Here is a 23,806-nt window from a genome sequence, read left to right as displayed (position 1 = left end):
GTCAGGTGTAATAGACATCATTAAATAGTGGCGGCAGTTCTTAATAGTTGTGCCTGGCCTTTCCAGCGGGTTATTCGCTTGGCTTTGAGCAAGGCCGATTTCTCTTTATAGGTTTCTTGATTGGCGATGAGCTGCGCGACGCCGGCCTTGATGGACAGCGGGTCCAGGGTGTCGACAAACACCGCCGCCTCGGAAAACAACGAGCGCAGTACCGTGGTATTCGAAAGCGCCATCGGCCTGCCGGCGCTGACCGCTTCGTTGGCCACGCTCAGTTGGACGTTGTCGCGGGTGGTCAGGCCGAGCACCACATTCGCGTGGCACAGCAGCTGTTCAAAGGTCGCCTTGCTGAGGAAGCCGGTCAGCTTGATGTTCTCGGGGAGTGACGCCACGAGCTCCTCGGAGAGCTTGCCCTGATGCTTGCCGGTGATCAGGAAGTCGACACCGGGCATTTCCCGGGCGGCGTTGATCACGATCTCGATCGGTTCATCGATATCAAACGAGCACGGAAACAGTACATAGGGTGTCTCGCGCTCACTGGCGGGCGCCGCGTGAAAGTCACACGGCAAGTCTTCCAGGATAAAGATATTGGTGTCCTTGACGCCCAGGCCGGCCAACTCTTCTTTGACTTTAAAATTATGAACGACGACGGCATCGATTCTATTCAACAGCGCTACCGTGCCCGGAAAGCCTATCCATTGTTTGCGCAACAGGCTGTTGTGGGCATCGGCGATAATCTTCAGCCGGCGGTTGAATATAAACTTGTAGGCCAGTGCTATATGCAATACCGGGCTCGGCGGCAACTGCACCCACAGCACGTCAGGCGAACCGGCCAACAGGGTCTTCAGGGTTTTAAACGACTTGATCAAGTAATCCAGCGGCCGCGCGGATTTCTTCTTGAACTGGTTGGGCAGATGCAGAATGTCATACGCCCAGTATTGCTTCATGGTATCGGCGCGTCGTTGATAGCCAATCCATGCAATCATTAATGATTTCACGTCAGAGTCCTGCATAAATAAAGGTGGGGCCAGTGAGATTGCTTACACTGCAAACCAGATCGGAAAGTCGGCGTTGTATCGAATGATGTTGTTTCTGAAGCGGATATGTTTGGCCGGATTGCCACCCACGATCGAATACGCTGCAACGTTGCGCGTGACCACACTGCCCGGATAAACAACCGCGCCTGTTCCGATGGTGACGCCTGGCATCACCATCACATTGGGAAAGATCCAGGCATTGTCTTCAATCAACACCGGCTTCCCCACCAGGCAACTCATGGGGTCATCAATATCGTGGCCCAGCGTATAAACCCGGGTGTTATGGGAAATATTGACGTTGTCGCCGATGCGGATGCCCGCCCGGTTATCCAGGTAGCAGTCGTAATTGACCGTGCAGTTTTTCCCGACCGAGAAGTTGCCGAAGGAGAAAAACACCACGTTGCGGTGGATCGTGGTCCGCGCGCCCACCCGGCATCCGGTTGCCCGGAGCAACGCGCGCCGCAGATTGAAAAACAACGCCAGGCTGAGCAGCGTATTGAATAGCGCAACAGCGGCCTTCTTGATGTTCAGTTTCAGGTTCTTCATCTACTCGCCCTGCCCTGAAGTATCCGTTACGCGCTGTGAACTCATCACAAAATTCCTGAAGCGGATATTGGTACTCACCGGCGTGGCGAAAGACGGGTTATTGCCACCGAAGAACGTCGAAAACAGCAAGCCGTCGATGGTGATCTCCGGCGTGTCTCTAAACGTCAGCCCGGTTTCCGAGTGCACCAGCTGGTTGTCGTACCAAATGGAAATCACACCGTCGGCCTGCCCCGGCGTATTCAACTTCACCAGTTGCTCCAACTTGTGCCATTGCCCCACCGTAAAGATCCAGGAACCCAACCCGACTGCCGTGCCCCAGGTTTTACTGGTGGGCAAATACGCGTAAATGGCGCCGGCGCCCTTTTCTTTCCAGATGTAGCGCGTGGAAAAGCCGTCATGGCCGTTCGGTATCTTGCCGCCCGTATTGCCGGTGCCACCGTAGAGGCCCGGGAGCTTGCCGCCTTTTACAAAGTCGAAATTCCTGTCGAACTTCAACTCATAGGTCAGTACCAGGCATTCCCTGCCCGGTTGCGGCAATGGGGATTTGAATTCAATGCCGCCGTAGGGCAACCCAAGCCGCACCATCGAACCCGGGTCATAGGAGCCGGCCGGAAAATGCACGGCAATGTCCTTGATCTTTTGGCTGTAGGCCTTGTTCGTCAGATTGGCCCTGCCCTTTATGCTGCTTTGCGCCTGGGGTCCGTCGGCCATCTGCGAAACGTCCGGCAGTGACGGGTAGATGTTCTTGATGCCTGGCTCGCAACGGTCGTTCAACTCAGATGCGCCGCTGGCAGCCACCTGCAGGGCGCACGCCACAATGAGTAGCGTCGAGGCTGTCTTTTTCACGTCGGTTGCCCCTCCACTTTATTTTTCATCGACCCATTTCAAAAAGTCGTCGACCGCTTTTTGCGCAAGGGAAGAACGCTGGGCGATCTCCTGCTTGAGGTGCTCGGCCATTTGCGCCTTGGATTGCCGGAATTCGCCGATGGTGGCCTTGATCACCTCAGGGTCTGGGGTGCTGACCAGCCGGGTGCCCTGCGGCAGCATTTCATGGACTTTTTTCAGCTTGTTTTCGATTTCAACCGCGATGGTGGGAAAGCCCAGGGAAGCCGGCAGCAGTACACCGTGTGCACGGGCGCTGATGATCACGTCGGACTCGACGATCAGTTTCGCCATGAAGGTTTCTGGCGTATCGCCCGCCGCGTCCCAGCACAACCATTCGAACGTGTGGTACTTGTCGATCAGGTGCTGGTCACGTTCCTTGTACAGCGAGACCAGGCGTACCTGCTCGCCACGCTTGGCGAGCTCATCCGCGGCCTGGACCATCGCCTTGATGAACTGTTGCCCGTTCGCGTCATGGGGCCAGTCGCGCAGGATGAAGGACAGGTACTTGCCCTTCTTGAGGCTGCCGACCTCCAGGTCTTTGCTGGAGATCCACAGGTCGGAAAGCAGGCTGGGGTCGGTGTACACCTCGACGTCGGACTTTCCGAAGGCCTTGCAATGCTGCTGGCTGGTACCGTCCCGCACGGAAATGTAGTCACAGCGATTGATCACGCTGACGGCGCGGGTCAGCAGCTTGCCGCCGCCATCGAAGGGGCCCAGGCCAATGCAGAACGCTGCCAGGCGCCGGTGGAAATAGATCCTGTCGACACCACCGCGCAACCCGACATACAAACGCAGAAGCGTGGACTTCAGGTCGGTCTGCGCCTTGATGCTCTTGCACAGCTTCGCCACGATGCCTTTGTTGGCAGCCGCCTCTTTGGCCGGTGGGATGAACGAGAAGAACTGGCCCCCACCGCCCAACACCACCAGGTCAGCCTTGACCGGCTCCTTGATGTGCAGCCACTTGATACGCGGGTTGAAGTTCCTGGCGATCTGCGGATGATCGACACCCACCGCTATATCCGATTCCTTAAAGCGTTTTTTCAGAATATTGATCACGCATAGCATTAATACGTCATCACCCAAATTACCAGGACCGTATGCCCCCCGGATATATACTTTGCTGACATTCATGCTGGGCTTCCATTTTCCACGGGGTCATTAAACACGGCATTCAAGGCAAACGTTGTTGCGAGAATGTAGATAAATATCAGCGCCATGATCATCAATCGATACAGCACACTTTCGACATAGGCGCTTGATATGAAACTGATGAACGGCAATGTCCACAAGATCAGGATCCTGGGAGATACGAGCAACTCCAGAGGTAATATCTTCTTGTAGACGAAATACGGCAGTCCCAGCAGGAAGTGAATAAACTGCGAACCGATAAATGCCTTGGCAATCCCGATTGCACCTTCTTCCCGAAGCCACAGTGCTCCGGCAATGAATAACACTCCCCATAGAATGTTACTCATCACACTGAACCAGGCCAGGTTCATCACGATCATCTTTCTTGAAATACCGGACTTGAATGCACTGAGCAGCGAACCCAGGATTACCAGGACTAATGTCACTTCAAAATCCCGCCCCAGGAAACTGCTGCCATACAGTTTGGCCAGCAACTCGGGGAACATGATCACCGGCTGTATGATCACCAACACCACCAGCCAGCCCGACAGAAAGTTCAAGGCGTCCAACTTGCGGCTTTTACCGCCCAGCGCGGCGGCCAGCATCGGCACCAGCACAGAGCCCAACACCACGGAAACATGGGAAAAGATCGCGTTCCATTGCATCGCGGCGGCGTACATGCCCAATGCGGCAAGGCCGTTAGTTGTTTCCGCCAGCAACTTGTTGGCGAACCAGTTCATCGGGGCGACCATCAACCCCGTCAGCAATACCGGCAGGCCAACCGACAGCACTGCGTGCTTTTCAGTCATTGCACCTTTGAAACTCAGCGTGGTATTTCGGGCCTTCAAAGTCTTCCAGCAGGCCAGTGCGCTGAAGAACACGATCAGCAATTGAGAACCGGCCAAGCCCAGCAGCGCACCATTGAGTCGCAACTGCAGGGTCAGGAAGTACGTCGCCGGAATCGCGACAATCGCAATGATTCCGTTGATGGTCGCGATTGTCCGGTATTGGCCCCAACCGGTCAGGCAGCCCTGGGTCCATCCCGACAGGATAATCAACGTGATGGTGCTCAATACGATCAGCGATGCAGCGCTGAGGCTGTCTGCCCCAAGGATAACGCTGGAGAAAAAGTGCGGGAAAAACAGCGCTGTCCCGATGATCATCCCGCTGAACACAACCGAGAACAGCAGCGTCAGCGCGATGCCCCTGCCGGTCTTCTCGGGACAGGTCTCCTTGAACTGCCCGATATGCTTGGCCGTCGCCGTGGTGGTGGCTTGGGCGGCGACGTTGGCAAGCATCACAATCGCGCTTTGGATCAAGCCATACTCGCCAAACGATTGCGCACCCAATACCCGGGCAACCAGGATGCCGGTGATGACCACCGACACTTTGGTGGCCACGGCAGAAACGAAACTCCATGCCGTACTGGACACGAACTTTTTCAACAGTGTGCTGTTCATCCGGCATTCACCTGCAAGGGTGTGGTTATCAGCGGCTGGCCAGGCTTGAGGATCTTTTTGCGTTGCCTGGCGGTGTGTTCGGAACAGACCCGCAGCACAATCGCGCCATACGCGATACCGATGGCGTACGGCTGATAAGGCGTGGCCGAGACAACGAACATCACCCCCAGAAAGATGGCGATCGAAACCGCCACCCGGCTGTTCATGTGCTGGGTAATCGAGGTAATGAACACGTACAGCAAGTACACGCCGATCAGCCCGTACTTAACGAAGTAGGTTAGGTAGGCACTGTCGATATTCGAGTTCTTGTCATCGAGGCCACGGTACTCGAACCAGGGAATCTCGAACGGCGTGCCCGCGCCCAGTCCCACAAAGTAATGCAGCGGGTTCATGCCGCGGATCAACTCCAGCGCCGGGCTGAAGCGCGTGGCCAATTGGGCGGCCATGCCTTCGGACGACAAACCATCATTGATTCGATCAGCCCCGATCATATTGCTGATGCCAATGAACGCCATCAGCACCACCGCCCCGGCCAGGGCAACGCCTATCATGCGGGCCGGCCGGGTGTATTGGTGGATGATGATCGCCGCAAACACCGAGACAAAGATGAAGCGAGAGTTGGCAATGAACAAACAGATGAATGAAGTGGCCAGGCAAATGCTTGCGAGCTTTTTCCTGTGTTCGAACAGCCGTGGGTCTATGAAGTAATAAATCAGGTAGGCCACGGCGGCGTACGTACCGCCGTCCAGGTAGCGGTAGGCGTTTTCTTCATAGTAGACGTCTTGAAACTTGTACAAGCCCAAGCGTAACCAGGCAATGTCCAGCACATTGAAGGCGGTCATCGCGATCAATAGCAGGAGCACCGTCTGCAACTTCAGCGTTTTTGCGGCAAGGGTCGCGATGTTCGAGAGCACGATAAATGACAGGATCATTATAAACGGCCGAACATCCTTCAACAGGTACTTGTTCGAGGACTCCAGCAGGCCGCAGGCGAGTAACACCACATACAGCCCGCAACCAAAAAGCAGGCCGCCCGGTACCGTCAATTGTTTCTTCTGTGTAGCCACCTGCCGGATCAGCAGTGCGCCCAGCCCGCCCACGATATAAAAGTCAAAGAAGTAGATACCCTTGAGCGAGATTATTTCGCTGTAGGAGTTACCCGTGGGAATAACAGCCAGCATTATCCCGAACACTACGATTGAGTATTTTGGATTTTTCGCCGCGAGCAAACCCGCTGACAGCGCGATAAGGGATAACAGGTAAAACATGGCTGGGTATTCTTTATGCTGATTTGAATTTGGCACGCTACCGCCCCAGGATTTTTCGTTCATTTCCTGAAAACGTGACCTCTATCCTGCAATTACAGTGGTGAATCAGCTCCGATCAGCCTGGTATTCGTACTGGTAATACCCGTAGTTGCCGTAGCCATATTTGGCCGAAGCTTTCTTTTCAACGCCGTTGAAGATCGCGCCCCTGAGCACGATGCCGTTCTGGGCAAATCGGCGCATGGTGTGCTCGATCTCTTTTGCCGGGTTCAAGCCATAGCGGGTGACGATCAGGTTGGTCCCCGATTGCCGTCCCACGATGGCTGCGTCGGTCACGGCCAAGAGCGGTGGCGTATCCAGAATCACCAGGTCATACCGTTCGCTGACCTGCGCCAACAGCTCGGTCAGGTTGCGGTGCATCAGCAGCTCGGAAGGATTCGGCGGTATTTGCCCGCGGCTGATGATGTCGAGGTTTTCAATGGCGGTTTTGTGGATGGCGGATTCAAGGGTGCATTGATTGGAGAGGATGTCGGAAAGCCCATCCTTGGCCGGCACACCCAGCACTTTGTGCAGGTAGCCCCGTCGCATATCCACGTCAATCAACAACACGCGCTGCCCGGTTTGCGCGATGACCGCCGCCAGGTTCACCGAGACAAAGGTTTTACCCACCTCGGGGCTGGGGCCGGAAATCATGATCCGGTTATTCGGCGCCTCGAGCATCGCGAAGTGCAAACTGGTGCGCAAACTGCGCAAGGCCTCCACTGCCAGGTCCGTGGGGTGACTGATGGCCAGCAATGAAGAACCGGCATCGGCACGCCCACGCCCGCGGGTGATTTTGTCTTCTTCGACCTTTTGCAGCGTGCTGTACGGAATCGACGCGTACACCGGCAAGCCCAGTTGCTCGATGGCCTCGGGGCTTTCCAGGCCACGGTTCAGCGCCTTGCGCAGCAGTACCAGCGTCACCGCCAGGAAGCCGCCCAGCAGCGTCGCGATCAGCACGATGAGGATCTTTTTCGGCTTGATCGGCTTGAAGAAATTGACGTCTGCGGTGTCGATCAGGCGCACGTTGCCCACGGTGCCCGCGCGCATCACATCGAGTTCCTGGGACTTGTTGAGCAACTGGGTGTAAATGGCCGTGCCGACCTCGACATCCCGGGTGAGGCTCAGCAGCTCCTGCTGGGTGGAAGGCAGGCTCTCGACCCGGCTCGCCAGGCTCTGCTGCTTGCTGGTCAGCTCGCCGATCTGGGTCAGCAATGCGCGATACGCGGGATGCTGGCGGGTGAACTTGCGGTCCATCTCGGCCTGTTGCAGCTTCAGCTCGGAGATGCTGGTATCGAGGCCCACGATCTGGTCGAGAATCGCCTTGGTTTCCAGGGTGATGTCCACCGACTTGCTGCGGGTCTGGTATTCATTCAAGGCCTTCCCGGCTTTTTCCAGGTCCTTCTTGACCTCCGGCAGTTGCTCCTTGAGAAACGCCAGGCTTTGCGCCGCCTCAGCCGAGGTGCGCTCCACGTTCTGCCGCACGTAGATCGCCGCGATCTGATTGAGGATTTTGATCGCCTGGTCCGGCTCGGTGCTTTCCAGCGCCAGGCCGATCATGCCCGACTCCTTCCCTCGCTCGACCACATCCAGGTTCTCCTGATAGTCGAGGATGCTGGTCAGTCGCGCATTGCGGATCACCCGGAAACGCGTGCCGGGCTTGGCGCGCAGTTCTTCAATCTGGAATGCCACGCCATTTTGCTCGAACGGCTGCCCGGCCTCGCCGGCCGCCAGCACCTGGTCATCTTCATCCACCAGGGTGTAGTGCGCGTTTTCACCCACGGTCAGGGTCAGCTTCTTGCCCAATTGCCCGTCGGGCAGGTCCAGCTTGAAGATCTTCAGCGACTCGCCGCCCCAGGCGAAGCTGTCCAGGCCCAGCAGCGGCTCGGCGATTGCACCGGGGTTGGCCTTCTGGAAGCGGCGCGCCAGGAACTCACCCACCACCGGGAAGTACATCGGCTGTACGACAATATCGAGTTTCAGGTTGTCGACGGTTTTGCCAATCACGTAGCGGGACTGGATCAGCTCGATCTCGGTGGCCGACGGCGACTCCTTGCCCAGCATCCCGCCGATGTCCGAGAAGCCCAGCAAGTCGTTCTTTTTCGCTTCGACCTGCAGCAGGGCATTCGCCTGGTAGACCGGGGTTGCCAGCACCGCATAGGCGGCGCCAGTGACCATAAAGGCACCGGTCACCGCAGCGATCAGCCATTTATGGTCGATCAGTGTTCCAAACAGACCGAGGAGATCAATCTCCCCGTTATCGTCTTCCTGTACGGTGACTGCTGGCGTTTGCTGCATAAGTCGGATTCTTAGCCTTTATTTCGATTCAAAAAGTAGTGGCGATCAGCGTGCAAGACGCTGCGCCCATGCGTTTACAGCTTCTTCGATCAACGCATAAGCGTGCACAAACGCGGCCTTGCCTTGACGGTACGGGTCGCTGATCTCTCGCTCGTTTTGCCATTTGCCCAGCAGCAAGACCTTGCCTCGTGCCTCGGGCGCCATGCTGAGTACGGCATTGATGTGCTGTCGTTCCATGACCAGGATCAGGTCGGCTTCACTGATCGCCTGTGGCGCCAACTGGGTGGCCTGGTGCTTGTCGGCCGGATGACCGTGGGCTTCGAGTACCGCACGGGCGGTGGTTTCAATCGGCTTGCCGACCAACGCGGCAATACCTGCAGAACTGATCTTGATATCGGAGCACGGGAGTGCGCCACGCAAAAGACTTTCCGCGGTGGGACTACGGCAAATATTGCCAATACAGACAATCAACACTCTTTTAAACAAGGCACTATCCCCGGGCCATCCATTACCCCATGAAGCAACCTCTTCAACTTTATTACTTCACGGCAGTATTTATTAACACGTAACCCTTACTTCCCCCAAAATTATCTCCGGACGAAAAATAACAACCACCGCCTTCAAACCGACAATTTATAACATTCATTACTTCGTCACCCCCATCGGTTTTAAATTACAGCCTTGTCACGTATCGCCTTATATAGGAAGAGGAACTCCCATGAGCGCAAATGCCAACAAAGCCTGGTACCTGGTCCAGTGCAAATCCCGGCAGGACGAGCGCGCCGAGGAGCACCTCCAGCGCCAGGGCTATACCTGCTTCCGGTCTACCTATAAACGCGAACGGCTGTTGAAGGGCCAGCGCAGGACCACCCGTGAATCGTTGTTTCCCGGTTATCTGTTTATTCAAATGAGCCAGCAGGACAGCTGGAGCTCACTGCGCTCGACCCGCGGTGTGTCGCGGGTGGTGGCATTCGGCGCGCACCCGTTGCCCATCAGCGACACGCTGGTGGACGAACTCCAGGAGCGCGACCACCAGGCCGTGGTGAGCGCCCTGTTGCAGCCCGGCGAAAGCGTGCGCATCAATGAAGGGCCGTTTGCCGAACTTGAAGCGGTCTTCCTGGCCATGGACGGTGAGGAACGTGTGGTGTTGCTGATGAACTTCCTGCAACGGGAACAACGCATCAACTTGCCATTGGCAGAAATCAGCCGAGTGCAAAGAAGTGACTGATAGCGGCGCTGAACAGACAAGAAATAACATTCAACTTAATAACAGACTAAAAATAACATCCGCTTACTTTTTCACCTCTTGAGAATAAAGTAATACGTGAATTAACAGCGAGGGACGGCCATGAAAAGTTCAAAGCTATTGGTAGAGCGTATCGGCCTGTTTCCTTCTTCGGGAAACATTCACGTCAAGGTTAATAGTTCAACCACCGTTGTAGAACGCATGCAGGTGTTATACGCCGGCCATTCCCTGGACAGTGACGAATCCTGTACCGGGCTTTCAATGGTGTTTGCCGACTGGCGCTTCAAGTTGCAGGTGAGCAATCCCCTGTCCATCTGCCTGTGCGTGGAGAGCCGCGGCGACAGCCACCTGATGCAAATGAAGACGGCCGAACTATTGGCGAATATTTCCTGCACCGAGGAGCGGCCATGAGCATTTATGAGGATCTGAAACGGGCCTACGCCTTGAAAAGGCTGACGAACACGTTTGAAGGTTTCGTGGGCCTGGCACCGCACGAACAACTGCCGGCGGAGCAATATGCGCGCAACACCCGGATCATGTCCCACTGGCTGGATCAGCTGCGCGGCATCTCACCGCAGGACATAACCGACACGCTGTTCAAGCAGATGAAGCGTTCGCAGCGCCGTGGCGATGCCCGGCGCTTCAATTGCCAGACGGTGCTGCTGGAGCTGCTGGTGGAAAGTAACCTGGCCCTGGACCTGGCCACTTACTCGGCGTTCAACTGCATGGAAGAGGCCCGCCAGGAAGGCTCCTGATGGGCCTGGTCGGCACCTGATACGGCCACTGCCACATGGTTGAGCAGCTTCTCGGCGTTGTACTTGGGTGCCATCGCACTTAACAACAGGATCACCATTCCCCCACCGATCAACGATGGGGAAACCCGCACTTCAACCACCTCAAGGCGCCACAGAAACGCCAGTGCCGCCATGCCGCCCAAAAAGCCACCGGCCAGTGCTTCGTTGAGTGGGTGAATATAGGGTGCCACGCAATAGGCACTGAACCAGCCGGCGATCAACATCCCGGCGATAGCTGCGGGCCAGCGCCACTCGGGGTTGACCCGGCGCGCCACCAGGCTCATCGCCACGGGCACCATCAACGACGTATTCATGGCGTGACCGCTGAGCACCGCAATATCCAGTTGCTGGAGCGCCACGCCCCAGCCCTTGAACAGCAACTTGCTGAACGCCACGATGGAATAGGTGCAGGCGATGGTCATCAGCCACCACTTGACCGCCTGGGGCCGGGAATACCAGAGCCAGACGGCGATCACCACTGCGGCCGGAATCATGACGGTGATACCGCCATATTGCGCCAGTTCTTCCCGTATCAAGTGCTGTTCCCTACCCGCAAGTTTTTCCCGGACCCATGAGACCTCAGGTCCGGGCAAAACACAACGACTTCAGGGCGCGCCAGCCAGCGATTGCGGCGAAAACACCTCGGTATCCGTCAGTTTCCGTACCTCTACCCGGTGCGGGAAAATCTTCTTTTCCACAAACAAATCATCCACCTGCTGCAACGCCTGCACATCCCGCTCCTCTACTGGCAGCAGCGACTCATCACCCCATGTGCGCAGCAACTGTGAAACCTTGAGCGGGATATCGTTGACCGTGGCAAACACCCGTGCGTATTCCTCGGGGTTCTGCTGCGCCCATTCAAAGGCCTTGGCGAACCGCTGCAAAACGTCACGCAACGCCTGGCGCTTGAGCGGGTCGCTGAGCACTTCATCGGACGCGGTAATAAACGTCAGGCCGGTATTGATGCCCTCCCCGCTGATCAGCACCCGCGCGCCCTGCTGTTCGGCGAACGCCTGGTACACCCCGAAGGTCGCCCAGGCTTCGATCTTGCCGGCGTTGAACGCAGGTAATGCATCGGTGGGCAGCACGAAGCCGACGTTGACGTCCTTTTCATCCACGCCGGCATTCGCCAGGGCGCGGATCAGCAGGTACTGGGAAATGCTCCCACGGGCCGACGACACCACCACATTGCGTCCTTTCAGATCGGCCACGCTGTGGATCGGTGAATCGGGCGGCACCAGGATCGCAATGCTGCGCGCCTGACTGCGGCGCACCGCAACGATACGCAGCGGCGTGCCTCCGGTGGCAGCCGCCAGCACCGGTGTATCCCCGGCCGGGCCGAGGTCCACGGCGCCGGCGCGCAAGGCTTCGAACAGCGGCGCGGCGCCCTGGAAGTTGGCCCACTGGACCTTGTAGTCGATGCCATCCAGGGCGTGGGCGGCCTCCACCACCGTACGCAAGCCCTTGGCCTGGTCACCGAGGATCAGGGTCACACCCGACAAATCCGATGCAGACTTCGGCGCTTCAGCGGCTTTGTCGCAGCCGCCCATCAGCAGTGCAGCCGCCAACAGGCAAAGGGTTCTGAATTCAACCATGGGCAAACCGCCTGACGCTGGCGTTCGCAGGCTGGGCGGCCGGGGCGTCCACTTCAACCCCCAACAGGCTCAGCAAGCGCGCGCGAATCGCCTGGAAACCGTCCTGGCCGGTATCCCGTGCACGGGGCAGGTCGATGCGCAGTTGCTCGGCAATCTTGCCCTCCGCCAGCACGATCACGCGGTCGGCCAGCAGGATCGCTTCGTCGACGTCGTGGGTCACCAGCAACACGGCCGGCGTGTGTTTGCGCCAGAGTTCGATGATCAGGCGATGCATCTTGATGCGGGTCAGCGCATCCAGCGCGGCGAACGGTTCGTCGAGCAACAGCAGCTTGGGCTCGCGCACCAGGCCGCGGGCCAATGCCACGCGCTGGGCCTCGCCGCCGGAGAGGGTCGCCGGGTACGCCTCCAGCCGATGGGCCAGCCCGACTTCCGTCAACGCCTGCACCGCACGGGCCTTGGCGTCGGGAACCCGCAGGCCGAGAATCACGTTTTTCCAGGCGCGCTTCCACGGCATCAGGCGTGGCTCCTGGAATACCGCCGCCCGGGCCTTGGGCACGCGCAACTGGCCGCTGTCGATGCTGTCCAGGCCCGCGAGGCTGCGCAGCAAGGTGGTCTTGCCGGAACCGCTGGCGCCCAGCAACGCAACGAACTCCCCCGGGGCGATATCCAGGTCCAGGCCGTCGATGACCCGCTGCTGGCCGAACTGGCGCACCACATTGCGCAACTGCACCGGTGCTGTTGAAGCTTCGAGAATCGACATGTCAGTTCCTCACAAACGATGGGCGCCAGGCCAGGGCAAAACGTTCCAGGGTGCGGATCAAGCCGTCGATCAGCAGGCCCAGCACGCTATAGATCAACAGGCAGATCACGATCACGTCGGTGCGCATGAAGTCCCGCGCATCACTGGCCAGGTAGCCGATACCGGCGGTGGTGTTGATTTGCTCGACAAACACCAGGGCCAGCCAGGAGATGCCCAGGGAATAGCGCAGGCCGACAAAAAACGAAGGCAACGAGCCCGGCAGGATCACGTGCCAGATCAGCTCGCGACGGTTGAGGCCGAGGGTGTTGGCGGCCTCGATCAGTTTGGGGTCGATGTTGCGGATGCCGGCGAACAGGTTGAGGTACACCGGAAAGGTGGTGCCGGTAACGATCAGCGCGATCTTGGTGAACTCGCCGATGCCGAACCAGAGGATGAACAACGGCACCAGTGCCAGGGAAGGAATGGTGCGCAGCATCTGCATCGGTGAGTCGAGGATTACCTCGCCGCGCTTCGACAGGCCGGTGATCAACGCGGCCACCACCCCGATACTCACGCCGATGCTCAAGCCCAGCAGCGCCCGTTGCAGGGACACCAGCAGGTGCTTGCCCAGCTCTCCGGAGACGATCATCGCCCACAGGGTGCCGCCAATCTGAGACGGCGCGGCGATGATCCGTGCCGGGATCAAGCCCAGCTCGGAGGCCAGTTCCCACAGCAACAGCAACACAATCGGGCTGACCAGCCGCAGCAACACATCGGGGGTGCGCCAGTTGCGCAGCCAGCGCGGAATCAAGCGGGATGCAACGCCGGCTTGACCCTCGGCCTTGTCGACGGAAAACGAACTGGCGTTAAGGGACTTTTCAGTCATCGGGCTTCCTTCCTCATCAAGAACACGGCCAGGAGCGCCGCTGCGGTTTCATGCTATTCGCATAAAAAACCTCAGTGAAATTCTATTTGGGAATAACCTAATACGATTAAAATGCGCATTACTGATAACTATATAAAACTATGATTCTGTATTTTTATAATTAGGATAGAACCAATCGGCATTTTACAGGCTCGGGTGCGGCCCCTATTTTCGATAGCAGCTTTATTCCTGCCCTCAACAAGGACTGACCATGAGCATCGAATTTATCGGCTATATCGGCGGCCACCACGCCTCCGAGATCCACCCTCGCAGCGGCCCGACCTTGCAGCCCGACTACGTGGAGACCGTGGCCCACGCCCACGAAGAGGCCGGCTTCGACCGCGCGCTGGTGGCCTTCCATTCCAACAGCCCGGACAGTACGTTGATCGCTGCCCATGCGGCCAGCGTGACGAAAAAGCTGCAGTTCCTGATTGCCCACCGGCCCGGCTTCGTCCAACCCACCCTCGCTGCGCGGCAGTTCGCCACGCTGGATGTGTTCAACGGCGGGCGCACCGCGGTGCACATCATCACCGGCGGCGACGACCGTGAACTGCGGGCCGATGGCAGTCATATCGACAAGGATGAGCGTTATGCGCGCACCGACGAGTACTTGAGCGTGGTGCGGCAGGAATGGACCAGTGAAAAGCCCTTCGACCATCACGGCACTTACTACCGGTACGAGGGTGCGTTTTCGACGGTGAAGTCGCCGCAGCAGCCGCATATACCGTTGTATTTTGGCGGGTCTTCAGCGGCGGCCATTGCGGTGGCGGGCAAGCATGCGGATGTGTATGCGCTGTGGGGTGAGACCTACGAGCAGGTGAAGGAAGTGGTCACCCAGGTGCGGGCTGAGGCGGCCAGGCATGGGCGTACGGTTCGCTTCAGTTTGTCGTTGCGGCCGATTCTGGCAGAGACTGAAGCGCTGGCTTGGGAGCGTGCGGACAGCATCCTGGAGCAGGCGACGGCGTTGGCTGAGAAGAATGGGTTTGTGAGGCGTGAACCGCCGAATGAGGGGTCGCGGCGGCTGTTGGCGGCGGCGGCCCAGGGGTCGCGGTTGGATAAGCGGTTGTGGACCGGGATTGCGGGGTTGCTGGGGGCCCAGGGTAACTCTACATCGCTGGTGGGTACGGCCGATCAAGTGGCCGAGGCGTTGCTGGATTATTACGACCTGGGTATCACGACGTTTTTGATTCGTGGGTTTGATCCGCTCAATGATGCGATCGATTACGGCAAGCGGCTGATTCCGCTGACCCGGCAGTTGGTGGCTGAACGGGAACGCCAGGCGGCGGAAAAAGTCGCCTGAAACTACCTGAAGGAGCTGCCCACGCAGCTCCCGCAGAGAAAATCGCTGATTGCATCCAACCCTCTCGCCACGCTAAAGTTGAGAATAATTATCAATCACTAGCTGGCACCCGCATTCCATGAACAACCGCAGCAGTTTCGAACAGGACGTCGAACACCTCTACCTTGAACACAGTGGGTGGTTGAAAAACTGGTTGCGCAAACGCCTGCACGAAACCGCCGATGCCGATGATCTTGCCCAGGACACATTCGTGCGAATCATCGGTGCGCGGCGTCCGGTCAATGAATTGCGCCAGCCCCTGGCCTACCTTGCCACCATCGCAAACAGCCTGTTGATCAACCGCTGGCGCCGCCAGGCAGTGGAGCGCGCTTACCAACACGTGTTGGCCGAGCAACCACAAGCGCTGGAGATATCGCCGGAAGACAAATACCTGCTGATCGAAACCCTGGTGGAGGTCGATGAACTGCTGCATGGGATGCCCGCCGGCATGCGCGAGATCTTCCTGCTGTCGCAGCTCGACGGGCTGACCTACAAGCAGATCGGCAGCCAGCTGGGCCTGAGTGTGGACAAGGTGCAAAAGTCCATGAGCAAAGCGTTCGCCCTCTGCTATGCCAGCCAGTTCGAGTAAGCGCCGTGTCGGTTCAGGATCATCAGGAACACCCCATCCCCGAATCCGTGCGTGACCAGGCTGTCGCCTGGTTCACCCTGGCGCAATCGGGTGAGATCAGCCCCCAGCAGCAGGAACAGTTGCAACAGTGGCGCCAGGCCGACCCCCAACACGAACGCGCCTGGCAACGCTTCACCACCCTCACCCAACAGTTGCAACGGCGCAGCCAGCAACTGAGCACCCCGCTGGCACGCCAGACCTTGCAACAGACCCGAACCCTGGAGCGTGATCGTCGCCAGGTGTTGAAACTCCTGTTGGGTGCCGGCTTGTTGGGCGGTACCGCCTGGCAGGCCAGTGACAGCTTTTGGGTACAAAGCGCCCTGGCCGATTACCACACCGCAACCGGCGAACGCCGCCACCACACGCTGAGCGACGGCACACAAATCTGGCTTAACACCCGAACGCTGCTGGATGCGCAATACGATACCCAGGAACGCCGCCTGACCCTGCGTCAAGGCGAAGTCGACATCCTCACCGCCAGCGACCCCGCCGGGCGCCCCTTGCTGGTGTACACCGCCGAAGCGCGCCTGCAGCCGTTGGGCACGCGGTTCACCGTACGGCGCGAAAACGATGGGCACGGAACCCTGGTGTCCGTCAGCAGCGGCCGGGTCGCCGCCCGCCTCAAGGCAGGAGGCGAGGCGCTGGTGGTAGACGCCCACTCACAGGCCTGGATCAGCAGCACTCGCGTCTACCCGGCACAACCGGCCAACCTGAACGATACGGCATGGATCGACGGATTCATCGTGGCCGAACGCATGCGCCTGGAGGATTTCGCCCAGGAACTGGCGCGGTATCTGCCAGGCATTTTGCGCTGCGAACCGGCGGTCGCCGACCTGCGACTGAGCGGCTCTTACCCGCTGAACAATCCCGGGCAGATCTTCTCGATGCTTGAACAGAGCCTCCCGGTGAAGGTGCAGCAGCGCACGCGTTATTGGGTCACATTCACCGCGCGGTGAGCCTGCCATGAAAATAAACTGAAAAAAGCTGCAGGTTTTTCATTCTCGTTTGGCTTATGGGCGACTCCCGCTCATTGCAGTGGCGGGAAAGCCCTCCTCCTGACTCCGGAAACCTGCCATGAAAGACCGCTCCGCCCCTCGCCCACGCAGCAGCAATCATCGCTGTGCATCAACCCTCAGCCTGGTCCTGTTCAGCGGCGCGGTACTTGCGCAAAGCGTGCTCGCACCGGTAGCCCTGGCGCAAACGGCAGACAGGCAGATCCACTTCGCGGTCGGCGCAGGGCCGCTGGACCAGGTGTTGGGCCAGTTCGGATTGCAAGCAGCCATTGCGGTGTCCGCCAACGCGAGCCTGACCGCCGGCAAAAACAGTCCGGGCCTCGAGGGTGCCTACACAGTAGCCCAAGGCTTTGCGAGGATTCTGGCGGGCAGCGGTTACACCGCCGCGCTGCAAACCAACGGCAGCTATGTGCTGGTGCCCGAGGCCGACAGCACTGGTGCCCTGGAGCTCGGCGCCACCAACATCAATGCCACGGGGCTGGGTGCTACCACGGAAAATACCGGCTCCTACGCCACAGGCTCAATGCAGACCGCCACCAAGCTGCCGCTGTCGCTGCGTGAAACGCCGCAATCGGTGACCGTCATCACCCGTCAACGCATGGACGACCAGGGCATGCGCAGCCTCGACGATGTGGTGCAGGCAACCCCAGGGCTGCGCATGTCCGCAGCACGGCCGGCCAACAGTGAGTATTTCTCCCGCGGTTTCCCCATCAACAACCTGATGTTCGACGGATTGCCCACCACCTACAACGCCGACTGGGTCGCCGCTGCCGACATGGCGCCCTACGACCACGTGGAAATCGTGCGCGGCGCCACCGGTCTGATGCAAGGCGCCGGCAACCCGTCCGCGGCGATCAACATGGTGCGCAAGCGGCCGACGCGGGAGTTCCAGGCCAGCGTCACTGGCAGCGCCGGCAGCTGGGACAATTACCGCTCCGAGCTGGACGTGTCCGGCCCCCTCAACGACAGCGCCAGCGTGCGCGGACGGTTTGTCGGGGCGTACCAGGACAAGGACAGCTTCCAGGATTACGCCGGCCGCGAACGGGGGGTGTTCTACGGCATCAGCGAGTTCGACCTGAGCGACAGCACCACCCTGACCCTGGGAGCTTCGGATCAGAACGATAACAACAACATCAACTGGGGCGGGTTACCGGTCAACAGCGACGGCAGCCATGCCAACTTTTCCCGTTCAAAGACCTTTGGGTATAGCTGGAGCCACCAGGACATCGACAACAAAACCGTATTTGCCGAGCTGGATCACCGTTTCGACAATGACTGGCGCCTGCACCTGGCCGCGTCAAAGAACTGGTCTGACTTCGCGCTGACCGGTGCCGTACTGGAACACTACGGCGCCTACCAGCAGCGGGTGTTCAACCAGACCCGCAACTACGATCAGTCCACTTATGATGCCTACGCCAGCGGACCATTCAGCCTGTTGGGGCGCCAGCATGAACTGGTCGTGGGTGCCAGCAAGCGCCAACTCAAGACCAGCGGCAAGGGCGGCAACACCTTCATTCCAGTGGCCGACATCATCAACTTCAGCCCCCGCAGCGTACCCAAGCCCAGTGTTCCGGACAGCTACGACCTGAATGAAAAAGTCGACCAGGAAGGCCTCTACATCACCACCCGCTGGAGCATCACCGACCCGCTGAAAGTCATTCTCGGCGCACGCCTGGACTGGTACGACACCACCTCGATCTACAACCAGATCAATGACGGTTACTACACCAACAGCCAATACAAGGTCACCCGCAACCTGACGCGCTACGCGGGCGTGATCTATGAACTGGACGAGCACCACTCGGTCTACGCCAGCTACACCGACATTTTCATGCCGCAAAGCGAGGTCGCCAACGACAACTCGGTGATCAAGCCGATCGAAGGCAAGAACTACGAAATAGGTATCAAGGGTGAATACTTCGGCGGCGCGCTCAATGCCAGTGCCGCGCTCTTCGAGATCGACCAGGAAAACCGCGCGGCCTTGCTCGACAACCAGTCCCAGTGCGCACGCAGCAACGACGGTGTGTACTGCTACGAAGCCGCCGGCAAGGTCCGCAGCCAGGGTATCGACCTGGAATTGATCGGCGCCCTGACCCCTGATTGGCAAGTGGGCGCCGGCTACACCTTCGCCCAGGCCAAGTACCGCAAGGACGCCGACCGCACCAAGGAGGGCCGCCTGTTCGACACCGACCTGCCACGCCATATGTTCAAGTTGAACACCGTGTACACCCTGCCAGGGGAGCTGGATCAGTGGCGTGTCGGCGCCAACCTGTATGGCCAGAGCAGCATGTTCAACAAGGGCAGCAACTCAAGTTTCGGCCCCTACCATATCGAACAGGAGGCCTATGCACTGGTGGGATTGATGGTGGGCTACAAGGTCAATCAACACCTCGATACCCGGCTGAACGTCAACAACCTGTTCGACAAAAAGTACTATCAGGGCATCGCCAGCAACAGCACCTGGAGTCCGTATGACGTGTACGGCGATCCACGCAATTTCACGGTGACCGCCAAGTACAGCTTCTGACCCGACCTGCGGTGAGGGAGCAGTCTCTCTCACCGCATCGATCAGTTCTTGTAATCGGTATCGCTGCGCTCCAGCTGCCGAATCAACGCATTCCAGTGCCGCGCCACCCCCGGCCCATCCCCGCTCTTGAACACTTCTGCCTGCTTCTCCACCTTGGCCACCACCTCCGCCGGCGGAAAGATCAACTCGGCATTCCCCCCCGCCTGCGCCGCAATCTGGATATTGCACGCCCGCTCCAGCCCCTGCAGCTGCTGGAACGCATGCTCCACACTCACCCCCGCCGTCAGCAATCCATGGTTGCGCAAGATCATCACACTCTTGTCCCCCAGGTCCGCCACCAACCGCTCACGCTCATCCAGGTCAAGGGCCACACCTTCATACCCGTGGTACGCAACGCGCCCGGAAAACCCGATGGAATGCTGGGAGATCGGCAACAACCCGTCCTTCTGCGCCGACACCGCAATACCGTCGCGCGTATGCGTATGCAGCACGGCCTGCAAATCGTGGCGAGCCCCATGGATAGCGCTGTGGATCACATAGCCCGCATAGTTGATCCCCAGGCCCGTAGGGTCATCGACAATCGTGCCGTCGATATCCACCTTGACCAGATTCGAAGCGCTGATCTCATCGAACAACAGCCCGTAGGCATTGATCAGGAAATGCTCCTCAGGCCCCGGCACCCGGGCGGAGAAGTGCGTGTAGATGTGGTCGGTCCACTTGTACAAGGCCGCCAGCCGATAGGCCGCCGCAAGTTTAACGCGCACCTCCCACTCTTCCGGGGTAACCCGCTGGCGGACGTTGTTCGAGACACTGGAGATCGAGGTGACGCTGCTCATGGCAAAACTTCCTGGATGGCCTTAAGGACTTCCAGGCAAGCCTAGGGGATGACCAAAAATAATAAAAAGCACATTTTAATCTAAGCTAATTATTATTTTTTTTCATATCACGCCGCATTGCGCACCTTGTGCAAAGACGCCGCCACCAGCTTGCCAAACGCGTCCACCGGCCCTTGCAGGTTGCCCAGGAAATGCGGGTAGATCAGCCACAGGTCCATCACCGGCTTGAAGTCCTTCAGTGGCATGGCCGCCAGTTGATCGCGATGGGCACTGCGCTCCAGCAGCGGGCGTGGCACCAGGCCGAGGCCCAGGCCGTCAGCCACCAGGCCCAACTGTAGCTCGGTGCCGAAGGTCTCCAGGTTGACCCGCAACGCCAGGCCCTGGTCCGACAGGGTGCGTTGCAACCCGGCACGGAAACCGCAGCCATCCGGGTTCAGGATCCAGCCATTCTGGTACACGTCCGCCAGCTTGCAGGGCTTCTTCGGCAGTTGGGCCTTGGCACACACCACCACCAGTTCCATCTTGCCGATGGACTCGCCGACGATGTTATCCGGGAAGATCTTGCCCGCCGGAAACAGCGCCGCCGCCGCGTCCAGTTCGCCGCGCTCGATCTTGCCCACCAGTTGGCTGCCCCAGCCGGTAGCCACCTGGGCCCGCAGCTCGGGGAATTCACTGCGCAGGTGCTTGAGGGCGTCCAGCAACACCACGTCGCCAATGGTCTGCGGCACCCCCAGGCGCAGCAGGCCGGTGGGCGGCGCGTCGGTGGCCACCAGTTCCCGCAGGGCGTCCATTTCCCGAAGGATCGAACGGCACTGTTCATACACCCGCGTACCGATCAAAGTAGGCTTGAGCGGCTTGGTGTTGCGGTCGAACAACTCCACCCCCAGCGCCTGCTCGAAGTTCTGCACGCGACGGGTAATGGCCGGCTGGGTCAGTTGCAGCGACTCGGCGGCATGGCTGATGGACTGGCAACGAATCACTTCGACAAAGGCATCGATATCGTCAATTTTCATTTGGGCCGCACATAGAGAACAGTCATTAAGATGTGTGAAAAGCATAGTTCCATAAACGGTGGCTGGATAGCCCAACCCCCGGATCGATAACGTCTAACGCTATTCAAACCGGTTCTAAATTACTTTCCGCTATAACCTAATCATTAAAAAATAGCATATTAACTATAAACATTATGCTTAGATAAACCCATCACCACGAACCACCCACGATGGAATTGTCATGACCCAGGCCCGACACCCGGAGAGACTCAGAGCATTCATTGGCGCCCTGGCGGAATTGATCGACGGCAACCCTCGCGAAGGCGACCTGCTGCACCGAGGCGGCAAGCTGCTGGCGCAACTGGTCAGCCACGATGACTGGCTGCCGGACGAGTTTGCCCAACCCGACCCCGAGCGTTATCAGCAATTCCTGCTGCACGCCGATTCGCGCCAGCGCTTCAGCATCGTCAGCTTTGTGTGGGGGCCGGGGCAGACCACGCCGATCCATGACCATCGCGTGTGGGGGCTGATCGGCATGCTGCGCGGTTCCGAGTATTCCCAGGGCTTTGCGCGTAACGCCGAGGGCGCACTGGTCGCCGACGGCAAGCGCATCCAGCTGGAACCCGGCCAGGTGGAAGCCGTGTCGCCGAAGATCGGTGACATCCATCAAGTCAGCAATGCCTTCAGTGACCAGGTGTCCATCAGCATTCATGTGTATGGCGCCAACATCGGTGCGGTGCGCCGCGCCGTGTACCAGCCGGACGGCAGCGAGAAACTGTTTATCTCCGGTTATTCCAACGCTTTTCTCCCGAACATCTGGGATTTGTCCAAAGACGCCCTGTCCAAAGAGAGCCCTGCCCCATGACTGTATCGAACCGCAGCTTCGCCCAGATTCGCCAGGCCCTGCTGGACCGTGAAGAAGTCGCCCTTGTGGATGTGCGCGAGGAAGCGCCTTTCGCCGAATCCCACCCGCTGTTCGCCGCGAATATCCCGCTGTCGAAACTGGAACTGGAAGTGTATTCACGCATCCCACGCCGGGATACCCAGGTGACGGTGTACGACAATGGCGAAGGCCTGGCACAGATCGCCGCCCAGCGCTTGCAGGCGCTCGGCTATACCGAGGTCAGCCTGCTGGAAGGCGGCCTGGACGGTTGGCGCAGCGCCGGTGGCGAGCTGTTTATCGACGTCAACGTGCCAAGTAAATCCTTTGGCGAGCTGGTGGAAAGCCAGCGCCACACACCGTCGCTGGCGGCTGAAGAAGTGCAGGCGTTGCTCGACAGCAACGCCGACGTGGTGGTGCTCGACGCCCGCCGCTTCGATGAATACCAGACCATGAGCATTCCCACCGGCATCAGCGTGCCCGGCGCCGAACTGGTGCTGCGCGCCCGTGAGCTGGCACCGGACCCGGCCACGCGCATTATCGTCAACTGCGCCGGGCGTACCCGCAGCATCATCGGCACCCAGTCGCTGATCAATGCCGGCATCGCCAACCCGGTGTCTGCCCTGCGCAACGGCACCATCGGCTGGACCCTGGCCGGGCAGAAGCTGCAACACGGCCAGGCTCGACGCTTCGCGCCGACCTCGGAAGAACACCGCCAGATCGCCGCCAGGGACGCCCGCCAAGTCGCCGACAAGGCCCGCGTAGGCCGCGCCACCCTCGCCGACCTGCAACGCTGGCAGCAGGAAGCGGCGCGCACCACTTACCTGTTCGACGTACGCACCCCGGAAGAATTCGAAGCCGGCCACCTGCCCGGCTCGCGCTCCACACCGGGCGGCCAACTGGTGCAGGAAACCGATCACGTCGCCAGCGTACGCGGCGCCCGGCTGGTACTGGTGGATGACGACGGCGTGCGGGCCAATATGTCTGCGTCCTGGCTCGCACAACTGGGTTGGGAAGTGCATGTGCTGGATGACCTGCAACCTGCGCACTTCAGCGAACCGGGGGCCTGGGTTGCCCCCGTCCCGGCGCCGCAACAGGCCGAACTCATCAGCCCGCACACCCTCGCCGAATGGCAGGCTCATGGCGACACCGCAGTACTGGATTTCACCGCCAGCGCCAACTACGTCAAGCGCCACATTCCCGGTGCCTGGTGGGCGTTGCGCGGGCAGTTGCCCGAAGCCTTGCGCAAGGTGCCTGCTGCCGAACGCTATGTGTTGACCTGTGGCAGCAGCCAGCTGGCGCGCCTCGCGGTGGCGCAAGTCGAAGCGCTGACCGGCAAGCCCGTGTTCCTGCTGCAGGACGGCACTGCCAGCTGGATCGCCGCGCAACTGCCGCTGGAGGAAGGCGAGACCCGCCTCGCTTCACCGCGCATCGACCGCTACCGCCGCCCGTACGAAGGCACCGACAATCCGAAGGAAGCCATGCAGGCCTACCTCGACTGGGAGTTCGGCCTGGTGGACCAGCTGGCCCGCGACGGCACCCACGGGTTTTATGTGATCTGAACACCCCAAGGAGCGAGTCCGCTCGCTCCTCTTCCCACTACCAGCCGACCCCTTCTCCAGGCGGAGGCGACTGAA

23 protein-coding genes are annotated in these 23,806 nt (G+C 59.3%); 9 read left to right on the top strand and 14 right to left on the bottom strand.

Features of this window, described 5'->3' with window-relative positions:
• Positions 1-20: 20 nt before the first annotated feature.
• The 8 genes from QF039_RS09405 to QF039_RS09370 all read right to left on the bottom strand — a co-directional run bounded on the left by QF039_RS09405 (position 21) and on the right by QF039_RS09370 (position 9,141).
• A complete protein-coding gene (locus QF039_RS09405; protein WP_087694223.1) occupies positions 21-983 on the bottom strand; it encodes a hypothetical protein in 963 nt (320 codons plus the stop codon).
• A gap of 54 nt (positions 984-1,037) precedes the next feature.
• Entirely contained in the window at positions 1,038-1,580 is a 543-nt protein-coding gene (locus QF039_RS09400; RefSeq protein WP_307517647.1) for a DapH/DapD/GlmU-related protein, read from the bottom strand.
• Complete coding sequence (locus QF039_RS09395; RefSeq protein WP_307517645.1) at positions 1,581-2,426, bottom strand: polysaccharide lyase; 846 nt, start codon at positions 2,424-2,426, stop codon at positions 1,581-1,583. It lies immediately after the preceding gene.
• An 18-nt stretch (positions 2,427-2,444) separates the two neighbouring features.
• Entirely contained in the window at positions 2,445-3,596 is a 1,152-nt protein-coding gene (locus QF039_RS09390; RefSeq protein ID WP_177067516.1) for a polysaccharide pyruvyl transferase family protein, read from the bottom strand.
• A complete protein-coding gene (locus tag QF039_RS09385; protein WP_134326348.1) occupies positions 3,593-5,053 on the bottom strand; it encodes an oligosaccharide flippase family protein in 1,461 nt (486 codons plus the stop codon). The genes QF039_RS09390 and QF039_RS09385 overlap by 4 nt, the downstream gene beginning before the upstream one ends.
• Positions 5,050-6,321, bottom strand: a complete 1,272-nt coding sequence (locus QF039_RS09380; RefSeq protein WP_008435476.1) for a DUF6369 family protein — start codon at positions 6,319-6,321, stop codon at positions 5,050-5,052. Before QF039_RS09380 ends, QF039_RS09385 begins: the two co-directional genes overlap by 4 nt.
• 105 nt (positions 6,322-6,426) lie before the next feature.
• Positions 6,427-8,655 (bottom strand): polysaccharide biosynthesis tyrosine autokinase, encoded by a 2,229-nt coding sequence (locus QF039_RS09375; RefSeq protein ID WP_177022022.1) that lies wholly within the window; start codon positions 8,653-8,655, stop codon positions 6,427-6,429.
• 45 nt (positions 8,656-8,700) lie between these two features.
• Positions 8,701-9,141 carry a low molecular weight protein-tyrosine-phosphatase gene (locus QF039_RS09370; protein ID WP_032899408.1) on the bottom strand — a complete coding sequence of 147 codons (441 nt, stop codon included), beginning with the start codon at positions 9,139-9,141 and terminating at the stop codon, positions 8,701-8,703.
• Between the two features lie 232 nt (positions 9,142-9,373).
• On the opposite strand from QF039_RS09370, the gene rfaH reads away from it, so the two are divergent.
• From rfaH to QF039_RS09355, 3 genes are all read left to right on the top strand, one after another.
• Entirely contained in the window at positions 9,374-9,883 is a 510-nt protein-coding gene (rfaH, locus tag QF039_RS09365) for a transcription/translation regulatory transformer protein RfaH (RefSeq protein ID WP_003211330.1), read from the top strand.
• Positions 9,884-10,003: 120 nt separating this feature from the next.
• Positions 10,004-10,312: a hypothetical protein gene (locus QF039_RS09360; RefSeq protein WP_023658750.1), complete on the top strand. Its 309-nt coding sequence runs from the start codon at positions 10,004-10,006 to the stop codon at positions 10,310-10,312.
• A complete protein-coding gene (locus QF039_RS09355) occupies positions 10,309-10,656 on the top strand; it encodes a hypothetical protein (RefSeq protein ID WP_087694217.1) in 348 nt (115 codons plus the stop codon). Before QF039_RS09360 ends, QF039_RS09355 begins: the two co-directional genes overlap by 4 nt.
• Here the strand turns inward: QF039_RS09355 and QF039_RS09350 are convergent.
• The 4 genes from QF039_RS09350 to QF039_RS09335 all read right to left on the bottom strand — a co-directional run bounded on the left by QF039_RS09350 (position 10,608) and on the right by QF039_RS09335 (position 13,915).
• Positions 10,608-11,231: a hypothetical protein gene (locus tag QF039_RS09350; protein ID WP_087694216.1), complete on the bottom strand. Its 624-nt coding sequence runs from the start codon at positions 11,229-11,231 to the stop codon at positions 10,608-10,610. The two genes, QF039_RS09355 and QF039_RS09350, sit on opposite strands and share 49 nt — an antisense overlap.
• A gap of 69 nt (positions 11,232-11,300) precedes the next feature.
• Positions 11,301-12,290, bottom strand: a complete 990-nt coding sequence (locus tag QF039_RS09345; protein WP_008435483.1) for an ABC transporter substrate-binding protein — start codon at positions 12,288-12,290, stop codon at positions 11,301-11,303.
• On the bottom strand, positions 12,283-13,050 hold the full coding sequence (locus tag QF039_RS09340) for an ABC transporter ATP-binding protein (RefSeq protein WP_008435484.1): 768 nt from the start codon (positions 13,048-13,050) through the stop codon (positions 12,283-12,285). The genes QF039_RS09345 and QF039_RS09340 overlap by 8 nt, the downstream gene beginning before the upstream one ends.
• 1 nt (position 13,051) lies before the next feature.
• The gene (locus QF039_RS09335; protein ID WP_003211316.1) at positions 13,052-13,915 is read right to left on the bottom strand and encodes an ABC transporter permease; all 864 of its coding nucleotides are present in this window, start codon (positions 13,913-13,915) and stop codon (positions 13,052-13,054) included.
• A gap of 250 nt (positions 13,916-14,165) precedes the next feature.
• Between QF039_RS09335 and QF039_RS09330 the strand changes: the two genes are divergently transcribed.
• The 4 genes from QF039_RS09330 (at position 14,166) to QF039_RS09315 (ending at position 19,461) form a co-directional block, all read left to right on the top strand.
• Positions 14,166-15,254, top strand: coding sequence for an LLM class flavin-dependent oxidoreductase (locus QF039_RS09330; RefSeq protein WP_307517631.1), 1,089 nt, complete (start codon positions 14,166-14,168; stop codon positions 15,252-15,254).
• A 118-nt stretch (positions 15,255-15,372) separates the two neighbouring features.
• On the top strand, positions 15,373-15,882 hold the full coding sequence (locus QF039_RS09325) for a sigma-70 family RNA polymerase sigma factor (RefSeq protein WP_177008630.1): 510 nt from the start codon (positions 15,373-15,375) through the stop codon (positions 15,880-15,882).
• A gap of 5 nt (positions 15,883-15,887) precedes the next feature.
• On the top strand, positions 15,888-16,877 hold the full coding sequence (locus tag QF039_RS09320; RefSeq protein ID WP_307517628.1) for a FecR domain-containing protein: 990 nt from the start codon (positions 15,888-15,890) through the stop codon (positions 16,875-16,877).
• Between the two features lie 118 nt (positions 16,878-16,995).
• Positions 16,996-19,461, top strand: a complete 2,466-nt coding sequence (locus QF039_RS09315; RefSeq protein WP_307517626.1) for a TonB-dependent receptor — start codon at positions 16,996-16,998, stop codon at positions 19,459-19,461.
• A gap of 41 nt (positions 19,462-19,502) precedes the next feature.
• Here QF039_RS09315 and QF039_RS09310 read toward each other — a convergent pair whose 3' ends face one another.
• Both QF039_RS09310 and QF039_RS09305 read right to left on the bottom strand, forming a co-directional pair.
• Positions 19,503-20,297: a class II aldolase/adducin family protein gene (locus QF039_RS09310; RefSeq protein ID WP_177008632.1), complete on the bottom strand. Its 795-nt coding sequence runs from the start codon at positions 20,295-20,297 to the stop codon at positions 19,503-19,505.
• 107 nt (positions 20,298-20,404) lie between these two features.
• Complete coding sequence (locus QF039_RS09305; protein ID WP_008434597.1) at positions 20,405-21,310, bottom strand: LysR family transcriptional regulator; 906 nt, start codon at positions 21,308-21,310, stop codon at positions 20,405-20,407.
• Between the two features lie 220 nt (positions 21,311-21,530).
• On the opposite strand from QF039_RS09305, the gene QF039_RS09300 reads away from it, so the two are divergent.
• Together QF039_RS09300 and QF039_RS09295 are read left to right on the top strand one after the other, a co-directional pair.
• Positions 21,531-22,154, top strand: a complete 624-nt coding sequence (locus tag QF039_RS09300) for a cysteine dioxygenase (RefSeq protein ID WP_087694851.1) — start codon at positions 21,531-21,533, stop codon at positions 22,152-22,154.
• Positions 22,151-23,731 (top strand): rhodanese-related sulfurtransferase, encoded by a 1,581-nt coding sequence (locus tag QF039_RS09295; RefSeq protein WP_102368807.1) that lies wholly within the window; start codon positions 22,151-22,153, stop codon positions 23,729-23,731. The genes QF039_RS09300 and QF039_RS09295 overlap by 4 nt, the downstream gene beginning before the upstream one ends.
• Positions 23,732-23,806: the final 75 nt, after the last annotated feature.

Origin of the sequence: Pseudomonas sp. W2I6 (genome assembly GCF_030815935.1) — a bacterium.
Classification (GTDB): domain Bacteria; phylum Pseudomonadota; class Gammaproteobacteria; order Pseudomonadales; family Pseudomonadaceae; genus Aquipseudomonas.
This window is presented reverse-complemented; position numbering and strand designations above follow the sequence as displayed.